Source organism: Alphaproteobacteria bacterium, from assembly GCA_040220875.1.
Taxonomy (GTDB): Bacteria; Pseudomonadota; Alphaproteobacteria; order JAVJVX01; family JAVJVX01; genus JAVJVX01.
Genome location: JAVJVX010000005.1, coordinates 394,736 through 411,883 on the forward strand (window position 1 = coordinate 394,736; position 17,148 = coordinate 411,883).

The 17,148-nt window shown below is 68.3% G+C and carries 16 protein-coding genes; 12 read left to right on the plus strand and 4 right to left on the minus strand.

Annotation, left to right across the window (positions count from 1 at the left end; translation table 11 throughout):
- Nucleotides 1-17 precede the first annotated feature (17 nt).
- From RLQ26_04150 to RLQ26_04185, 8 genes are all read left to right on the plus strand, one after another.
- On the plus strand, nt 18-1,535 hold the full coding sequence (locus RLQ26_04150) for a UbiD family decarboxylase (protein ID MEQ9087914.1): 1,518 nt from the start codon (nt 18-20) through the stop codon (nt 1,533-1,535).
- Between the two features lie 124 nt (nt 1,536-1,659).
- On the plus strand, nt 1,660-3,006 hold the full coding sequence (locus tag RLQ26_04155; GenBank protein ID MEQ9087915.1) for a TldD/PmbA family protein: 1,347 nt from the start codon (nt 1,660-1,662) through the stop codon (nt 3,004-3,006).
- A gap of 41 nt (nt 3,007-3,047) precedes the next feature.
- Nucleotides 3,048-3,842, plus strand: coding sequence for an inositol monophosphatase (locus RLQ26_04160; GenBank protein MEQ9087916.1), 795 nt, complete (start codon nt 3,048-3,050; stop codon nt 3,840-3,842).
- A gap of 146 nt (nt 3,843-3,988) precedes the next feature.
- Entirely contained in the window at nt 3,989-5,833 is a 1,845-nt protein-coding gene (gene msbA, locus RLQ26_04165; protein MEQ9087917.1) for a lipid A export permease/ATP-binding protein MsbA, read from the plus strand.
- The gene (locus RLQ26_04170) at nt 5,830-6,546 is read left to right on the plus strand and encodes a lysophospholipid acyltransferase family protein (protein ID MEQ9087918.1); all 717 of its coding nucleotides are present in this window, start codon (nt 5,830-5,832) and stop codon (nt 6,544-6,546) included. Before msbA ends, RLQ26_04170 begins: the two co-directional genes overlap by 4 nt.
- Entirely contained in the window at nt 6,543-7,874 is a 1,332-nt protein-coding gene (locus tag RLQ26_04175; GenBank protein MEQ9087919.1) for a 3-deoxy-D-manno-octulosonic acid transferase, read from the plus strand. The genes RLQ26_04170 and RLQ26_04175 overlap by 4 nt, the downstream gene beginning before the upstream one ends.
- The gene (lpxK, locus tag RLQ26_04180; GenBank protein MEQ9087920.1) at nt 7,861-8,871 is read left to right on the plus strand and encodes a tetraacyldisaccharide 4'-kinase; all 1,011 of its coding nucleotides are present in this window, start codon (nt 7,861-7,863) and stop codon (nt 8,869-8,871) included. Before RLQ26_04175 ends, lpxK begins: the two co-directional genes overlap by 14 nt.
- Nucleotides 8,872-8,897: 26 nt before the next feature.
- Nucleotides 8,898-9,800, plus strand: coding sequence for a lipid A biosynthesis lauroyl acyltransferase (locus tag RLQ26_04185; GenBank protein ID MEQ9087921.1), 903 nt, complete (start codon nt 8,898-8,900; stop codon nt 9,798-9,800).
- A 14-nt stretch (nt 9,801-9,814) separates the two neighbouring features.
- Here the strand turns inward: RLQ26_04185 and RLQ26_04190 are convergent, their stop codons facing one another.
- Entirely contained in the window at nt 9,815-10,699 is an 885-nt protein-coding gene (locus tag RLQ26_04190) for a M23 family metallopeptidase (GenBank protein ID MEQ9087922.1), read from the minus strand.
- Nucleotides 10,699-12,240, minus strand: a complete 1,542-nt coding sequence (gene xseA / locus RLQ26_04195) for an exodeoxyribonuclease VII large subunit (GenBank protein MEQ9087923.1) — start codon at nt 12,238-12,240, stop codon at nt 10,699-10,701. The genes RLQ26_04190 and xseA overlap by 1 nt, the downstream gene beginning before the upstream one ends.
- Before the next feature lie 119 nt (nt 12,241-12,359).
- Between xseA and purD the strand changes: the two genes are divergently transcribed.
- Nucleotides 12,360-13,658, plus strand: coding sequence for a phosphoribosylamine--glycine ligase (purD, locus tag RLQ26_04200; protein ID MEQ9087924.1), 1,299 nt, complete (start codon nt 12,360-12,362; stop codon nt 13,656-13,658).
- A 27-nt stretch (nt 13,659-13,685) separates the two neighbouring features.
- On the opposite strand, the gene RLQ26_04205 is transcribed toward purD, so the two are convergent.
- Nucleotides 13,686-14,120: a nucleoside deaminase gene (locus RLQ26_04205; GenBank protein ID MEQ9087925.1), complete on the minus strand. Its 435-nt coding sequence runs from the start codon at nt 14,118-14,120 to the stop codon at nt 13,686-13,688.
- A 136-nt stretch (nt 14,121-14,256) separates the two neighbouring features.
- Between RLQ26_04205 and RLQ26_04210 the strand changes: the two genes are divergently transcribed.
- From RLQ26_04210 to RLQ26_04220, 3 genes are read left to right on the plus strand one after another with little or no spacing between them, the layout of a single operon-like run.
- Complete coding sequence (locus RLQ26_04210; protein ID MEQ9087926.1) at nt 14,257-14,997, plus strand: gamma-glutamyl-gamma-aminobutyrate hydrolase family protein; 741 nt, start codon at nt 14,257-14,259, stop codon at nt 14,995-14,997.
- A complete protein-coding gene (locus RLQ26_04215; protein ID MEQ9087927.1) occupies nt 14,994-15,770 on the plus strand; it encodes a pseudouridine synthase in 777 nt (258 codons plus the stop codon). Before RLQ26_04210 ends, RLQ26_04215 begins: the two co-directional genes overlap by 4 nt.
- Nucleotides 15,767-16,342, plus strand: a complete 576-nt coding sequence (locus RLQ26_04220) for an RsmD family RNA methyltransferase (GenBank protein ID MEQ9087928.1) — start codon at nt 15,767-15,769, stop codon at nt 16,340-16,342. Before RLQ26_04215 ends, RLQ26_04220 begins: the two co-directional genes overlap by 4 nt.
- Here the strand turns inward: RLQ26_04220 and RLQ26_04225 are convergent.
- Nucleotides 16,323-17,147, minus strand: coding sequence for a CPBP family intramembrane glutamic endopeptidase (locus tag RLQ26_04225; protein MEQ9087929.1), 825 nt, complete (start codon nt 17,145-17,147; stop codon nt 16,323-16,325). The two genes, RLQ26_04220 and RLQ26_04225, sit on opposite strands and share 20 nt — an antisense overlap.
- Between the last annotated feature and the right edge of the window lies 1 nt (nt 17,148).

Consider the following 17,148-nt stretch of genomic DNA (forward strand, 5'->3'; position numbering starts at 1 on the left):
GTGAGCGAGTAAATTCCATGACCTATGCATCCCTTCGCGATTTCATGACCCGGCTCGAAAACACCGGCCGGCTCGTGCGCGTCAGTGCGCCGGTCTCGCCCGAACTGGAAATGACGGAAATCCAGCGCCGGCTTCTGGCCACCGGGGGGCCGGCGGTGCTTTTCGAGAATCCGGTCCGGGCCGACGGAACACCCTATGACATGCCGGTTCTCGTCAATCTGTTCGGCACGCGCGAGCGCGTCGCCTGGGGCATGAACCGCGAGGCGGACGAACTGTCGGCGCTGGGCGAGACTTTGGCCTTTCTGCGCCAGCCTGAACCGCCCGGCGGCTGGCGCGAGGCGGTGGACAAGCTGCCACTGCTGAAATCCGTGCTCGCCATGCGCCCCCGGACCGTCTCGAGCGGGCCCTGCCAAGAGGTTGTGCTGACCGGAAAGGAAATCGACCTCGCCGCGCTGCCCATCCAGACCTGCTGGCCGGGCGAGCCCGCGCCGCTGATCACCTGGCCACTGGTGGTCACGCAGGACCCCGAAGGCGGCGCCGACGACGTCAATCTCGGGATCTACAGGATGCAGGTCACGGCGCCGGATCGCACGCTGATGCGCTGGCTCCGCCATCGCGGGGGGGCGCAGCATTTCGAGGCGGGCCGGCAGAACGCCGCCCTGCGCGAGGCGGGGCGCCTGCCCGCTGCCGTGGTGATTGGCGCCGATCCCGCGACCATTCTGGCGGCCGTGACGCCGGTGCCAGACCGGCTGTCGGAATACCAGTTCTCCGGCCTCCTCCGGGGCGGGCGACTTGATCTCGTGGCGTGTCGCACGGTGCCGCTTCGGGTCCCCGCCACGGCCGAGATCGTACTCGAAGGCTATGTGTCATTGACCGAGACGGGGCTCGAAGGGCCGTACGGCGATCACACCGGCTATTACAACGCTGTGGAGGAATTCCCGGTTTTCGAGGTGACGGCGCTGACGCGTCGGCGCGACGCGGTGTATCTCTCCACCTTCACCGGCCGGCCGCCGGACGAACCCTCGGTACTGGGCGAGGCGCTGAACGATGTGTTCGTGCCGCTGCTGCGCCAGCAGTTTCCCGAGATCCGGGATTTCTACCTGCCGCCCGAAGCCTGCTCCTATCGCGTCGCCTGCGTCTCGATCCGCAAATCGTATCCCGGCCATGCCAAGCGCGTGATGATGGCCGTGTGGTCGTTTCTCAGGCAATTCATGTACACAAAATTCGTCATCGTCGTGGATGAGGACATCAACGTGCGCAACTGGGCCGATGTCATCTGGGCCGTGTCCACGCGCCTGGACCCGGTCCGCGACGTGACCGTGATCGACAACACGCCCATCGATTATCTCGATTTCGCCTCGCCCGAGTCCGGCCTTGGCGGCAAGATCGGATTCGATGCGACCATCAAGATCGGCCCCGAGACCACGCGCGAATGGGGCCGGGTCCTCAAAATGTCCGAGTCCATGATCCGCCAGGTCACGGACAGATGGGCCGAGCTCGGGCTCCCCGGCAGTGGTCGGCCGGTCGGGGATTAGCCGCGACCGCTCGTGTCTGGGCGCAAGGGCTTTAATCGCCGTCCCCCTCTCCCCATTTCCAAAACAGGAACCCTCCAATCTGGTTCATTCCCCCGATCGCCTCGAAAATTTTCAAGGACACCCCATGACCGATATTCTGCCCGATACCCTCGACCAGTTGTCCGATCTCGTCAGCCGGGCGCTGAAGGCCGGCGCGGACGAGGCCGATGCACTCCTGGTGGACAGCACCTCGCTCTCGGCAAGCTGCCGGCTCGGTGCGCCCGAGCATGTCGAGCGCGCCGAGGAATCGGACATCGGACTGCGCGTGATCGTGGGCAAGCGCCAGGCCTGCGTCTCCTCGACCGACCGCGAGCCTGAAGCGCTGGAGGCGCTGGTCGAGCGTACGCTCGCCATGGCCCGGGCCGTGCCCGAAGATCCGTTTTGCGGTCTCGCGACGCCAGCGCAGATCACCACCGAAGTGCCCGATCTCGATCTCGCCGACAGGGTCGAGCCGAGCCCCGAGCAACTGGCGGCGCGCGCGCTCGAGGCCGAAGAAGCGGCGCGGGCCATAGCGGGCGTCACCAATTCCGAGGGGGGCAGCGCCAGCTGGGGCCGGGCCACCGTCGCCATGGCCGCGAGCAACGGCTTCCGGGGCGGGTTCACCCGCACCCAGCAAAGTGTCTCGGCCGCCGTTCTCGCCGGCGCCGGCACGGCGATGGAGCGCGATTACGAATTCACCGCCGCCGTCTATGGCGAGGATTTGATGCCAGCGGCGGAAGTGGGCCGTCGCGCCGGCGAACGGGCCATCCGCCGCCTCGGCGCGCGCAAGGCGAAGACGGCACGGGTGCCGGTCATGTTCGACCGCCGGGTCGCCAACTCGCTTCTGGGCCACCTCGCGAGCGCGATCAACGGCCGGGACGTGGCGCGCGGCACCAGTTTTCTCAAGGACCGGATGGGCGAGGAAATCTTCGCGCCGGGCCTGACGGTGATCGATGACCCGCACCGCCGCCGGGGGCTCAAGTCCAAGCCCTTCGATGTGGAGGGGTTGGGCGGCGCGCGGCACCAGGTGATCCAGAACGGCCGGCTGACCACCTGGATTCTCGATCTGCGCACGGCACGCCAACTGGGTTTGAGCTCGACCGGTCACGCCAGCCGCTCGACCGGCGGACCACCTTCCCCGGCCAGCTCAAACCTCTATCTGGAACCGGGCACCCAATCGGTTGCGGACCTGATCGGCGATATCGAGACCGGCTTCCTGGTGACCGAGATGATGGGCTTCGGCGTCAATCCCATCACCGGCGATTACAGCCGCGGCGCAAGTGGGTTCTGGATCGAGAAGGGCGAAATTGCCTATCCCGTCAGCGAAGTCACGGTGGCTGGAAACCTCAAGGAGATGTTTCGCCATATCACGCCGGCCGACGATCTCGTATTCCAGTTCGGTACCAATGCCCCGACATTGCGTGTCGATGGCATGACCGTGGCCGGCAGTTGAGTCCGGACGGCGCCGCCCCTCTGAAGGAGGACTGGTCGCTCATGGTCGCGGCCGTGCGCGAGGCGGGCGCCCTCGCCAGCCAGGCTTATCGCGGCACCTTCAGATCCTGGGAAAAGCGGCCGGGCGATCCCGTGACCGAGGTCGACCACGCGGTTAATGACCGGCTGTTCGAAATCCTCTCGGACGCCCGGCCCGATTACGGCTGGATTTCGGAAGAAACCCCCGCGAGCGACTGGCGACCGGATGGACCAAGGAGCTGGTTTGTGGATCCGATCGACGGGACGCGCGCGCTCGTCCGGGGCGAGCCTTTCTTCACCGTCTCGGTCGGGCTGGTGGAGGGCGGCCAGCCCGTGGCGGGGGCCATCCTCAACCCTGCAACGGGCGAACTCTGCGAGGGATATCGGGGTGCCGGCGTAAGGTGGAACGGTGTCGCGGCCCGGGTGAGCGACCGGGACGAGATCGCCGGGAGCCGGATCGCCGGTTTCGTGCGCGAACTGCCCCGGACCCTGCGCGAAGGGCCCTTACGGGACGCCCGGCTGGAACGGTTTAACTCGGTCGCCTACCGCCTCGCCCTGGTCGCGGCCGGACGAATGGAGGCCACACTGTCCGCCAGCGCCAAGTCGTGCTGGGATCTGGCGGCCGGGCAGTTCCTCGTCGAAGAAGCAGGCGGGCGGGCCACCACCCTGACGGGCCCCCTGCCGGATTATCGCACCCCGTTTCGCGCCCCTTCCCTGCTTGCCGCCAATCCGCGGCTTCATGCGCGTCTGAGCGCGGCCTGGCAGGCTCCCCAGGGACCGTTGGCTGGCCATAAACCGGCTGCGAACTCAGACACTTAGGCTGAATTTGTGTGCTGGCGGCCCCCGGTAACGCATGATATGGTGCGCGCCTTGCCGGCGGGGACCAATGTGGCAAATCCGGTCCCGGAGCCGACCTGCGCCGCCCGGAGCACGGAACTGACCATGACGACCCGAAGGGACCGCGCGTGAGCCCGACAGCCCCGCCCCGTTCCCCTGCCCGCCTCGGCGATGCCGACACCCCCCGCCTTCTGGCCCGGCTCTATCGCGAGCATATCCGGCGCTATCTCGGCACGCTGATCGCTGCCAGCTTTTTCATGGCGATAGCCGCCGGGGCGACAGCCGCGAGCGCCTGGCTGATGAAGCCCATTCTGGACGACGTGTTTCTGGCCCGCGACGAAACGGTCTTGATGCTGGTCCCGCTGGCGGTACTGGCGGTGTTCGCGATCAAGGGCGCGGCCACCTATGCCCAGGCGATACTGATGAACCGGGCCGGGCTGCAAATCGTCGCCGATATCCAGCGCCGCCTGTACCGCCACCTGATCCACGCCGATCTCGCGTTTTTCCAGAACACCTCGACCGGGACCCTGATCGCCCGGTTCACCAACGACACGCAGATGCTGCGCGGCGCGACCTCGAGCGTGCTGACCGCCATCGTGCGCGACAGCCTCACCCTTGTGGCGCTTCTGGGCGTGCTCATCTTTCAGGACTGGCAGCTTGCCCTGATTGCGCTGGTGATCTTTCCCGTGGCGATCCTGCCGGTGCGCAAGATCGGCCGGCGCATGCGCAAGGTCTCGACCAATACGCAGCGTGAAGTAGCCGAATTCACGACCCATCTGGACCAGACCTTCCAGGGCGCACGTCACGTCAAGGCCTACACGATGGAGGAGCACGAGGCGAACAAGGCCGATACCGTGATCGAAAAGGTGTTCCGGCTTTTCTACAAGGCCGAGCGCGTGCGCTCCCTCAACCATCCACTCATGGAGACGCTGGGGGGCGTCGCCATCGCCGTGATCATCTTTTACGGCGGCGCGCGCGTGATCGAAGGCGCGACGACGCCCGGCACATTCTTTTCCTTTATTACGGCGCTGCTGATGGCCTATGCGCCAGCCAAAAGCCTGGCGACGCTGAACGCCTCGCTGCAGGAAGGACTCGCTGCCGCCTACCGCGTCTTCAGCTTCATCGACATCGAGCCCGAGATCCGGGACCGCCCCGGCGCCCCTGCCCTCAAGGTGACGGACGCGGCGCTCGGCTTCGAGAACGTCTCATTTTCATATCACCCGGAAGCCCCGGCGCTGCGCGCCATAAACCTGGAGGCCAGGAGGGGACAGACCATCGCGCTGGTCGGGCCCAGCGGCAGCGGGAAATCGACCCTGCTTAACCTGATCCCGCGGTTTTACGAGCCGGACGAAGGGCGCATCACGATCGACGGACAGGACATACGCGACGTGACACTTCGCTCGCTGCGCCAGAGTCTGTCGCTTGTGAGTCAGGAGGTTGCGCTGTTCGACAATACGATTCGCGCCAATATCGCCTATGGCCGCGAGACCGCGTCTTTCGAGGAGATCGAGGCAGCGGCCCGGCGCGCGGCGGCGGATGATTTCATTCGGGCGTTGCCCGATGGCTATGACACCTTTGTCGGCGAGATGGGCGTGCGCCTGTCGGGCGGCCAGCGCCAGCGGATCTCGATCGCACGTGCCATTCTGAACGATGCGCCGATCCTGCTCCTCGACGAGGCGACCTCCTCGCTTGATACTGAATCGGAGCGGCTCATCCAGGCCGGCATGGAAGAACTGATGCGCGGGCGGACGACGGTGCTGATCGCCCATCGCCTGTCCACGGTACAGCACGCCGACCTTATCTGCGTTCTGGACAAGGGCGAGATCGTCGAGCGCGGCACCCATAGCGAACTCCTCGCTTCGGGCGGCGCCTATGCCCGGCTCTATGCGCTGCAATTCCGCGACGGCGGCACGGATACGGGCGAGGTCGCGCTGGGCCTGGATGCGGCTGCCTCGCCGTCACCCGTCCGGTGAGCCTCATCAAGCGCATAAGCCGAAGCGCTCCGGCACAGGCCGGGCTGTGCTGGCTGGGCGCGTGGTATATCCGCCTGGTCTATCTGACCGGCCGCTGGGAGGTCGGCGGCGACGAGGAGACGCGCCGGCTTTGGGACCGGGGCGACGCCTTTATTCTCGCCTTCTGGCACGGCCGGCTTCTGATGATGCCCTATGCCTGGCGCCGGGGGGTCGCGATCCGCATGCTCATTTCGAACCATCCCGACGGCCAGCTTATCGCGCGGACAGTGCGCCATTTCGGCATCGGCTGGGCTGCCGGCTCGTCGACGCGCGGCGGTGCCGGCGCGCTCCGGACCATGATCCGCGCCCTCAGGGCCGGAGAATCCGTGGGCATCACCCCGGACGGGCCCAAAGGACCCCGGATGCGCGCGGGCGACGGCGCGATCGCGCTCGCGCGGCTGACCGGTGCGCCGATCCTGCCGGCCACCTTTTCGGCCAGCCGGGCGGTTCAGGTGGGTAGCTGGGACCGGTTTCTGGTGGCGCTGCCCTTTGCCCGGGGCGTCTTTCTCTGGGGCCGCCCAATTCGCGTTGCCGAACGGGCCGGGCCCGGGGACATGATGCAGGCACGCCACGAACTCGAAGCATCACTCAACGATCTCACCCGCGACGCCGACCGAAAATGCGGCCGCCCGCCCGTCGAGCCCGCGCCTCTCGATCGGGCGGGGGCAGCATGATCTATCGCCTCTATCGCCTGGTCGCGGCACTGGGCTGGCCGATGGCCTGGCTGGTGCTGCAGGTGCGCGTGGCGCGCGGCAAGGAAGATCCGAGGCGACTGGCCGAGCGCTTCGGACGAACGCGGGAGGCGCGGCCCACTGGCCGGCTGTTCTGGTTTCACGGCGCCAGCGTTGGCGAAAGCCTCTCCCTGCTGCCGCTGATCCGCGCCCTGCTCGAGCGCGATCCCGCGCTGAACATTCTGGTGACGACAGGCACCGTCACCTCAGCCGAGATTCTCAAAGCCCGGCTGCCGGCCCGCGCGCAACACCGCTTTGTGCCGGTGGACTGCCCGCAGGCCGTCGCCCGGTTCCTCGATCACTGGCGGCCCGATCTGGGCGTTTGGGTGGAGTCAGAATTCTGGCCGAACCTGATTCTCGGCGCGGAGCGGCGCGCCATTCCGCTTGCCCTGATCAATGCCCGACTGTCGGCCCGCTCCGCCCGGCGCTGGCGGCGCGCCGGGTTCGCCTTTCGTGCCCTCCTCGGGCGGTTCGACAAGATCTTCGCCCAGAGCGAGGAAGCGCTCGCGCGGCTCACCCGGCTGGGTGCCGGGCCGGCGCGTCATCTCGGCAATCTCAAATACGCAGCCGATCCCTTGCCGGTGAAGGAAGCGTTGGTTCACGATAGCGCCGCGCGCCTCCGCGACCGGCCCGTCTGGATGGCGGCCAGCACCCATCCGGGCGAAGAGGAAATCGTCGCCGCCGCGCATCGCGAGATCGCGAAAGACCATCCAGCGCTCCTGACCGTCCTTGCCCCGCGCCATCCCAATCGGGGTGACTCCGTCGCCCGACTGCTGGAGCGTCGGGGCCTGAACTTCGCGCGGCGCAGCCGGGGCGAAATGCCGACCCAGGAGACGGATATCTGGCTGATCGATACAATCGGCGAGCTGGGCACGTTCTTTCGTCTCGCCCCGGTCGTGCTGGTAGGCGGGTCCCTCGTGCCCCATGGCGGGCACAATCTGCTGGAACCGGCCCAGTTCGGGGCGGCCATCCTGACCGGTCCGCATATGGAAAACTTCACCGAAATCATGGCCCGGCTCCGCGACGCCGACGCCGTGCGGCCGGTCCGTGCCGATGATCTGGCGGCAAGCGTATCGGCGCTTTTGCGCGCGCCCGAGGAGCGCGAGGCGCTGGCCCGGCGTGCCCGCGCGGCGGCGGCGGCGGAGCGCAAGATCGTCGATCTTCTGGTCGAGGAACTGCTGGAGCTCGACAAGGCCCGTCGGTCGGCGAGCGACGTCGCCGGGACCGAAGCGAGTGCAAAAAATCGCGAGGCGGGCGATGCGCGCGCCTGAATTCTGGCGCGGCGACCGGCGCGGAACGGGCGCAAGGCTGACGCGTCTCGCGCTCACCCCGGCAAGCTGGCTGTTTCAGGCCGGCGCCTGGCTCCGCCGCCGGGCGACCCGACCCTGCGTCGCGGGCGTGCCGGTGGTCTGCATCGGCAATCTCGTCGCCGGCGGGGCCGGCAAGACGCCGGCGGCGCTGGCGCTGGCGCGCGCCTTCGTGCGCGAGGATTTGCGCGTTCATTTTCTGGCGCGCGGCTATGGCGGGCGGGAGGCGGGGCCGATCCGGGTCGACCCCGAACGCCACGTTGCCGGCGAGGTGGGCGACGAGGCGCTGCTTCTGGCGCGTGTCGCGCCGACCTGGATCGCCCGCGACCGTAAGGCGGGGATCGCCGCGGCGGCCGAAAGCGGGCCTGATCTGGTCATCATGGATGACGGGTTCCAGAACCCGGCCGTCCGCCCGGACGCGAGTCTTCTCGTCTTCGATGGCGGGTATGGTCTCGGCAACAACCGTACCCTGCCGGCGGGGCCGCTGCGCGAATCGCTCGCCAGCGGACTCGCGCGGGCGGCGGCCGCCATGATCGTCGGCCCGGACGAGACCGGGCTGGCAGGCAGGCTGGGTGGGGTCCCCCTGTTCCAGGCCGAGATACGGCCCGACCCCGTAGCCGCCCACCGCCTTCAGGGACGACGGGTCGTCGCCATCGCCGGTATCGGGCGGCCCGAAAAATTCTTCGGTACGCTCGCCGGCCTTGGCGCGACGATCGTTGCCCGCCACGCCTTCGCCGATCATCACCCGTTCGACGCCCGGACGCTCGATCGCATTCTGGCCGAGGCACAAAGCCTTGACGCCACGATCGTGACAACGGAAAAAGACGCCGCGCGCCTGCCGACGGCCTATCGCGCCCGGATCGAAACCCTGCCCGTAACGCTCGAGATCCGGGACCTGGCCCGACTGCTGGCGCTGATCCGAACGAAAATCGGCATGCCCGGCAACGGCCGGCCGGCCTGAGCGCAGGCCCTGGGATAAGGCAGACCATGGTTCACGATGGATGGCGGGCCCGGGTAAATCGTTGGATTTACTGGCCGATTGAAGCCGCGCTTCTGTTCCTCATCTTCGGCCTGTTTCGCCTGGTGCCGATCGATCCGGCCTCGGCCGCCGGCGGCGCCATCGCGCGGACTATCGGCCCCCGCCTCAGGATCAGCCGCCGCGCCCGGAAAAACCTGCGCGCCGCCTTTCCGGAAAAGGACGACGCCGAAATCAACCGCATCGTCCGCGGCATGTGGGAAAATTTCGGCCGCGTCTTCGCCGAATATCCCCATCTCGCGAACCTGGATCTCTATAACGGCGACCGGGTCGAAGTCATCGGCGCCGAGAATATCGACCTGCTGCGCGACGATGGCGCGCCCGGCATCTTCTTTTCCGCCCATCTCGGCAACTGGGAAGTGTGTTCCCTGTCGGCCGCACAGCGCGGCTGCGAGATCACCCAGATCTATCGCCCGGTCAACAACCGGATCGCCGACCACCTGCTGCGCTACGCCCGGCGCACGGCGACGAAGACCATGCTGCCCAAGGGCCGCCAGGCGGCCCGCGGCGCGCTCGAACTGCTGCGCGGTGGCGGCCATCTGGCCCTCCTGGTGGACCAGAAGATGAACGAGGGCCTGCCCATCCCGTTTTTCGGGCGCGATGCCATGACGGCGCCGGCCCTGGCGGCGCTGGCGCTCAAATTTCGCTGCCCCGTGATCCCGGCGCGCTGCGAGCGGCTCAAGGGCGCGCGGTTTCGCATGTGGCTCTACCCGCCGATGGCGCTGCCCGATACCGGCGATACCCAGGCTGATGTGGTGGAGACCATGACCCGCGTGAACCGGATCATCGAGGGCTGGATCCGCGATCATCCCGAGCAATGGCTCTGGCTGCACCGGCGCTGGCCGGACAGCTAGGCCCCGACCCGCGCTCAGGAGGGCGGCGGATCGTCCGGGCGGCCCGGCGTGACAAGGGCCGGATCGAGCGGCGTATCGAACAGGTTCATCCGCCAGTCGAGATGCGCGCCGGTGGCTCGGCCCGTCGCGCCGACCGTGCCGATCAGCGTGCCCCGGGCGGCAATGGCGCCTTCCACCACCAGCACGTCCTGGAGATGGGAGTAGACCGTGGTCAGTCCGTGGCCGTGATCCAGAATGACCGTACCGCCGGTGAAGAACATGTCCTTGTGCGCGACCGCAACCGTGCCGGCAGCGGGCGCCCGCACCGGCGTGCCCGCCGGGGCGGCGATGTCGATGCCCCAATGGGGCCGGCGAGGCTGGCCGTTCAGGATGCGCCGGCTGCCGTAGACGCCGGTGACGGGCCCTTCGGCCGGCCAGATAAAGGCCTTGTCGAAAAATTCCGCCGGGCTGAACCGGGCCTTCGCCGCCTTGATGAGGGCGCCCTCTTCCCGGATACGCGCCATATCCGCCGCGCTCGGCGAAACCTTGCGGGGCGGTAGCCCGTCGATCCGCTGAACATCGTAGTCGCGCGGCGCGATCCGAAGCGCGGTCCGCGTTTCCGTGCCGTCGGGTGCGACCACGACGAGGGTCGCGGATTGGCCGGCGTCCGGGGCTATGCCCAGCAACAGCGCACCCGAAGGCCCGACTGCGACCGCACCCGCATCGAAACGCGCTGTCGACCCGGCCGGCACCCGCCCCGTCATGAGCCCGCCCGGCCGGGCGGGGCCCTCGAGCGCGACCGACGGCGCTTCCGCCCGAGCGGATGGGGAGGCCGCGATGATGACGGCGAGCCCCAGCATCAGACTGAAAATCCTGCGACCGGCCATCATCGTCCGATTCCGTTCGAGCGCGCGTTTCATCACAAGAGATCTCCCTGCCGGTCGTCGGGCCCCCGCTTTGCCGGCACCGCCCGCTTTCCCTTTGCCTTCGCGGCCGTGTTACGGCCGCCGGCGGATTTTCCCGACTCGACCGCGTTCGTCACTGTCGCCGCCGCACGCCCGTCGTGAAACTCGATGATGACGCGCGGGTCCGTCGCCGCCGCCTTGAGGAGCGCCGCGCGCGCCGTTATCGGGTGGTCGGCCGGATCGCGCACCACGGCATACCCCCGGCGGAGCACATCCTCGTAGGAATAGCTCGTAAGCAGCTGGGCGAGGCTGGCGACCTCCCGCCTGCGCTCGGCCACGAAGCGCCTTCCGGTCCTGGCAAGCGCGTCGCCAAGCCGGGCGACCTCGCGCCGCTGGCGCCGGATGTCCTGGTTGAGCATCGCGGGACGGAGGCGGGCCGTTCGGTGCCGAAGGGCCGCCTCCCGGTCGCGGAGGAGGCGCTGCAAGGCACCCGTCGGGTCGCCGGCCCCGGACAGACGATGCGCCTTCTCGCGCAGGAGTGCCCGCAGGCTGAAACTGAGGCGGTCGCCCGTCTCATCGAGGCGGCGCATGGCATCCTCGAGCAAGCTCCGGGGATCCGGCAGGCCGCGCGCGAGGCCCTCCAGGCGGGTCCGGCGATAATCGATGACCCGGCGCACGGCCCCGTCGAGGCGCGCGGATTTCTGGGCCACCTCCTCGATCAACTGGTGCCGCACCGGAACCGCCATCTCGGCCGCCGCCGTTGGTGTCGGCGCGCGCCGGTCTGAAGCGAAATCGATCAGCGTCGTATCGGTTTCATGCCCGACGGCGGAAATCAGCGGCAGATCGGACTCGGCCGCGGCGCGCACGACAATCTCCTCGTTGAACGCCATGAGGTCTTCGAGACTGCCGCCGCCCCGGGCGACGATCAGCACGTCGGGGCGCGGCACCGGCCCGCCCGGCCGGAGTGCGTTGAACCCCCGGATGGCCTCGGCCACCTGTCCCGCGGCCGCCTCGCCCTGTACCGCAGCGGGCCAGATCAGCACATGAACCGGAAAGCGGTCGCTCAGCCGGTGGAGAATATCGCGGATGACCGCTCCCGTGGGCGAGGTGACGACGCCGATGACCCGGGGCAGAAACGGCAGCGGCTTTTTCTTCGCCTCGTCGAAAAGCCCCTCGGCCGCGAGCTTGCGGCGGCGGTCCTCGATCAGCTTGAGGAGCGCACCCTCGCCCGCGAGTTCCACGCTTTCCACCACGATCTGGTAGCGCGAGCGCGCGGCAAAGGTAGTCACCCGCCCGGCGCAGATGACCTCCATCCCGTCTTCCAGCGCGAGCCGCAGCCGGCCGGCCGTTCCGCGCCACATGACCCCGTCGATCACCGCGCTCTCGTCCTTGAGTGCGAAATAGACATGGCCCGAGCCGGCCCGCTTGAGACCGGAAATCTCGCCCCGCACACGCACCGTGCCGAACTCGCCCTCGATCACGCGCTTGAGCGCGCCCGAGAGCTCGGAGACGGTGTATTCACCCTGGTTATGGCCGGGCCCGGTTTTTTCCGCCATGGCTTTCCTTGTGCTAGAAGACGGATGGCCATCCTATCAGGTGAAACCGCAAGGGGCGATACGGGCCCGCGCGCATCGGATCCGCGATGAGTGAAAATGCGAAGAGGGGGACGGAAAGGATGAAAATCCTCGTGGTCGGCAGCGGCGGACGGGAACATGCGCTCTGCTGGGCGCTCAGCGCCTCGCCCTTGTGCGAGGCGATCATTGCGGCGCCCGGCAATGCCGGGATCGCAGAGATCGCCGAGTGCGTCGCGGTTGCCGCCGATGATGTGGAGGGACTGGTCGCGCTTGCCCGCGACCGGGCGATCGATCTCGTCGTCATCGGCCCCGAGGCGCCCCTCGTCCTCGGCCTGGCAGACGCGCTGCGCGAGGAAGGCATCCGCGCCTTCGGCCCCAGCGCCCGGGCCGCGCGCCTCGAAGGGTCCAAGGGGTTCATGAAGGATCTCGCCAACAAATACGGCATTCCCACCGCCGCTTATGGCCGGTTTCACGACGCCGAGGCCGCAATCCGCTTCATCCGCGAAAAAGGGGCTCCCATCGTCGTCAAGGCCGACGGGCTGGCGGCCGGCAAGGGCGTGATCCTGGCCGATAGCGAGGCGGAGGCGATCGAGGCGGTGCGGGAAATGATGGCGGGCGACCGGTTCGGCGAGGCCGGCCGGGAAGTGGTGATCGAGGAGCGCCTCCGGGGTGAGGAAGTCAGCTTCTTTGCCCTGGTGGATGGAGAGACTGCGCTGCCGCTGGCCTCGGCCCAGGACCACAAGGCGGTGGGCGAAGGCGATACGGGGCCGAACACGGGCGGAATGGGCGCCTATTCGCCGGCGCCGATCATGACCGATGCGCTGGCCGAGGAGGTCATGGCGACGATCATCACCCCCACGGTCGCGGCCATGAAGGCGGAAGGCTGCCCGTTCGAGGGCGTGCTGTTCGCCGGCCTCATGGTGGACGAAAACGGCCCGAAGCTTCTCGAATTCAACGTGCGCTTTGGCGATCCCGAATGCCAGGCGCTGATGATGCGTCTCAGATCCGATCTCCTGACCGCGCTGGTCGCGGCGACCGATGGCGAGCTGGCCGATTTCGATATGCGCTGGGACCCTCGGACGGCGCTGTGCGTCGTCATGGCGGCCAGGGGCTATCCCGGCAGCTATGAACGCAACACCGAAATCCGGAATCTCGCCGCCGCCCAGGACGACGACGTGGTGGTGTTTCACGCCGGCACGTCGCGCCGGGACGGCCGGCTGGTGGCGACGGGCGGGCGCGTGCTGGGCGTGACGGCACGCGGACAGAATGCGCGCGAGGCGCAGGTGCGGGCCTATGCGGCGGTCGACCGGATCGACTGGCCGGGCGGTTTCTGCCGCCGCGATATCGGCTGGCGGGCGGTGGAACGGACGGGCGCGGACGAGCGGGCGGACAGCACCTAGCCCCGGGCAGGGCCGGCCGGGCTGCCATCAGCGCCGGGGTTTGAAGAAATCCTGAAGCAGCGCGGCGGCGGCGGTTTCGCGCACGCCGCCGATGATCTCGGGCGCATGGTGGCAGCTCGTGCTGTCGAAAATGCGGGGGCCATGCTCCACCCCGCCGCCCTTCGGGTCATAGGCGCCGAACACCAGGCGGCGTATCCGCGCAAAGGAGATCGCCTGCGCGCACATGGGGCACGGCTCCAGCGTAACGTAAAGATCGGCATCGGGCAGGCGCGGGCTGCCCCCGTGCAGGGCTGCCTCGCGCAGGGCCAGGATTTCTGCATGGGCCGTCGGATCGGTCTGGGTCTCGGTCAGGTTATGGGCACGGGCGAGGATACGGCCCGACCGCCCATCGACGATGACGCAGCCCACCGGCACCTCCCCCCGCGCCGATGCCTGGCGGGCCAGATCGAGCGCCAAATCCATGGGCGCGCCCGCGTCATTGGCCGGCGATTGCAATGGATAAGACGGGGGCTCCGGCGTATTCATGACCGGACGGTCGCCCAGGACGCTTGAGGCGTCAAGCGGCCTTGCCTAGGTTACGCGCCATGAGTGGAACCCCATGACATCAGCTCCGACAATGTCCGGCACGCGCCGCCCCGTGATCGGGGTGACGGTGGATTCCGAAGCCCCCGGGGGATATTCGAAATTTCCGTGGTATGCGCTGCGCGAGAATTATGCCGGCGTCATCGCCCGCGCGGGTGGCCTTGCGATGCTGCTGCCGCATGAACCCGACCTCACGGACCATTACCTCGACCGGCTCGACGGGCTCGTGATCACGGGCGGAAATTTCGACGTCGACCCGGCGCTTTTCGGGGCAGCCGAAAAACATGCGAGCGTCACCACCAAGGACCGGCGCACCGCCTTCGAGATGGCGGTGACTGAGGGCGCGCTCGCCCGGGACCTGCCGGTGCTGGGCATTTGCGGCGGCCAGCAATTGCTGGCGGTAGCGCTGGGCGGCACGCTGATCCAGCACATCCCGGACGAAGTCGAGGGCGCGCTCGCCCACGAGCAGCCCAACCCGCGCGACGAAGCGGGACACGAGGTCACGGTCCGGCCGGACACGTTGCTTTACGAGATCGTCGGAACCGATACGCTCATGGTAAACAGCGCCCATCACCAGGCGGTCAGGACGGTGCCCGGTCCTGTCGTGGTCAACGCGACGGCGGCGGACGGCGTGATCGAGGGGATCGAGAACCCGCGCTATCGCTTCTGTCTCGGTGTCCAGTGGCATCCCGAATTCGAGATTTCACCGGGTGACCGGCGGCTGTTCGAGGCCTTTCTCGAGGCCGCCCGCAAATGACGGCGAAGCCCGATGGCGGAACGGCTGGCGAGCGCATCGCCAAGGTCATCGCCCGGCGAAGCCCCTATTCGCGGCGCGACGCGGAAAGGCTGATCGCCGACGGTCGCGTCACCCTGGCGGGCCAGCCCGTCAGCCAGCCGGCCCGCAACGTGCCCCCCGATGCCGCGATCGAAATCGACGGCGAAAGCCTGGCCGGGGCCGCGCCCATCCGCCTCTTTCGCTATTACAAGCCGGTCGGCCATGTCACGACCCATCGCGATCCCGAGGGCCGGCCCACGGTTTTCGACCACCTGCCGCCGACCCTCAAGGACGAGGTGGCGCGCCTCGTGAGCGTCGGGCGCCTCGACATCAACTCGGAAGGATTGTTGCTGCTGACCAATGACGGCGGCCTCGCCCGCCATCTCGAATTGCCGGCCACGGGCTGGCGACGACGCTACCGCGTGCGGGTGCACGGCCGGCCCGATCCCGACGGGTTGGCCAGGCTGGCCGGGGGCGTCACCATCGAGGGCGTGAGCTACGGGCCGATCGAGGCGCGGTTGGAGCAGCGAACCGGCGCCAATGCCTGGCTGACCGTCAGCCTGCGCGAGGGCAAGAACCGCGAGGTTCGCCGCGTGATGGCCCATCTCGGGCTCGAGGTGAACCGGCTGATCCGCATCGCCTATGGCCCGTTCCAGATCGGTCGGCTCAAGCCGGGCGACGCGGCAGAAGTGCCTGCCAAGGTGCTGCGGGAGCAACTGGGCGGGGTTCTCAAGGAATTGGGCCGATCGGGATGAGGATCGCGGCCGGGCAGCATCGCGGCCGCCGCCTGGCGGAGATCGACGGCCGGGACATCCGCCCCACGTCGGATCGGGCCAGGGCGGCGGTTTTCGATATCCTGGCCCGCGGCAGGCTGGCGGCGACAGGATGGTCGATCGAGGGCGCGGTCGTCCTCGACGCGTTCTGCGGCACCGGCGCGCTCGGCCTCGAGGCGCTCAGCCAGAGCGCCGGCTTCGCCGTGTTCATGGATACAAGTCCCCACGCGCTCGCCCGCACGCGCGAAAACATCCGCGCCCTCGGCGAAGCCGGGCGCAGCCTGTCCCTTCAGGCGGACGCCCTCGCCCCGCCCCGACCGGGTCCGTCTCTCCCGGGCCGGGCCGGGCTCGTCTTCCTCGACCCGCCCTATGGCGAAAACCTTGGTCCCGCAGCGCTGGTCGCGCTCGACCGGGCCGGTTGGGTGGCTCCGGCGGTGGTCGCGGTGTTCGAGATGGGTGCGCGCGACGCGTTTGCCCCGCCCGAGGGTTTCGAGATCGTCGATACGCGACGCTACGGCGCGGCCCGGATTTGCTTCACCCGGCGGACGGGCTGAGAGCCCCTTCGGTCAGGTCGTAAAAAACCAGCCCCAGCCCCAGAAGCAGCCCGTTATAGCTGCCATGCAGCAGCATCGACCAGACAAGGCCGTGACGCACCCGCATATAGGCGAGGAACAGCCCCATCAGAATCTGCGGCGTGACCAGCACCAGCTTGATCGCGGCCGGCACCGCCTGATCCTCGGGGAAGACGAAATTGGCGAGATGCACGAGGCCGAAGACCAGTGCCGAGGCATAGACGATCCAGCGGAAATGGCGCGTCCACCAGGCGCCAAGGCGCTCGCGCTGTCCGCGCAGCAGGCCGGCCACCAGAAAACCCAGGAGAACGGCCAGGATCATCAGAACGGCCATCGCCTCGAGCATGGCCGCGGTGACGAGCCCGCCGGCGAGAGAGATAACGATAAAAATCGGATGAAATCGAGCGACGTAAAGGCGGAAGACCGTCTCTTCCACGACGGGCACCAGCACCACCGCCAGCGCGAACAGCAGAAGCAGGCTGTCGCCCGCTTCGAACAGCTTTTCGACGCTGTGCTCGTAGCCGCCAAGCTGCTCGAGGACGCCATAGATGGCCGGTGACAGAAGCAGGATGAGCCCGGCCGCAATCAGCAGGCAGCGCAGCAGGATCCGGAAACGCTTGGCCGGCCGCGCCGCATAGCGCACGGGCGTCGGGTGACACAAGAAATGCCAGATATCGCGCGCGGTGGCGCCGAACCGGGCCGGCGGCGGGGGCGGCGATGCCGGCCACCCCGATGCCCGACCGGCGCCCGGTGGCAGGTCCTCACCTGGCTGCTGGCCGAGGCTCATG